Annotated in this window: 1 protein-coding gene; it reads left to right on the plus strand. The window is 39.6% G+C overall.

What is annotated here, in order from left to right; genetic code table 11:
• Positions 1-1,217 (plus strand): hypothetical protein (locus tag CQA40_RS11770; protein ID WP_258864557.1); only part of this gene is annotated, 1,217 nt, incomplete at both ends.

The raw sequence follows: 1,217 nt of genomic DNA on the forward strand, positions 1-1,217 counted from the left end.
GCTACCGCCGTCTATAACGAACTGCGCTTAGAGCATTCCCTAGAGATTATCGCACAAAAACTTTTCCTCCACACAGGCACTTTGAAGCGGTGGGAAGCTACCAATAAAATCCCCAATGAATATCTATATGATTTAAACTTTTTGCTAGGCAACAAATACGACTTACAAAAGATAGATTTTCGCTCACATAATGAGTTTTTTACCAAAAAAGAAGTGGCAAAATATTGCTATGATTGCTTTGTCAAATTTTTAGAGATTCACAAAATCAATTTAGCGCAATACACTTTTATCGAGCCTAGTTGCGGGGATTTGAGCTTTTATGAGCTAATGCCAAAAGGGTCTCGAATCGGGATTGATTTGGAATACAAAAATGATGAGATTTTGTGTGAGAATTTTTTGGGATTTGCACCAAAGGCGTGTGAATCTAGTGGCAAATCTAGTAAATCAAAAGAGGGCGAATCTAGTAGAGAATCTAACAAACTAAAAGCGAACAAATCTAGCACAAAATCTAATGCTTGCCATATACCCAACCATTGTCATATTGAGCAAAGCGAAATATCTCATAAAAAATATATCGTGCTAGGCAATCCACCCTTTGGACTGCGTGGGAATCTAGCCTTGCGATTTATCAATCATTCTAGCGATTTTGGTAATGGAAACTATGCGGATTTTGTGGCGTTTATCTTGCCACCTTTGTTTGATAGCGATGGCAAAGGTAGCCCCAAAAAGCGTATAAGGGATTTCACACTCGTGCATAGTGAAAAGCTCCCACTAGATAGTTTTGTGTATCCAAATGGCAAAAGTGTAGAAGTAGCCACACTTTTTCAAATCTGGGCACACAAAAGGCTCATAGAAAACAAAACCCTAAATATCGCCCCAAGTGCGCCAAAAACCTGCAAAGACTATATCAAAATCTACTCTCTAAGCGATGGTGGCACAAGCTCAAGCACGAGAAACAAGGCAATGCTTTATAAATGCGACTTATACCTGCCAAGCACTTGCTTTCACTCTAGCGGAAAGCCACAGATGAAAATCTATGATGACTTTGAATCACTACCACATAGGCGGGGCTATGGCATTGTGATTTTGCCAAACGATGAGAATGTAAGGGAGCGCGTAAGAGATGCTTTGAAATCGATTGATTGGGTAAAGGTTAGCTTTTTAGGCACAAATTCTAGCTTGAATTTGCGAACTTCGCTAATTGAGGAGGCGTTAAT

It is taken from the genome of Helicobacter sp. MIT 01-3238 (genome assembly GCF_003364135.1).
GTDB lineage: Bacteria > Campylobacterota > Campylobacteria > Campylobacterales > Helicobacteraceae > Helicobacter_B.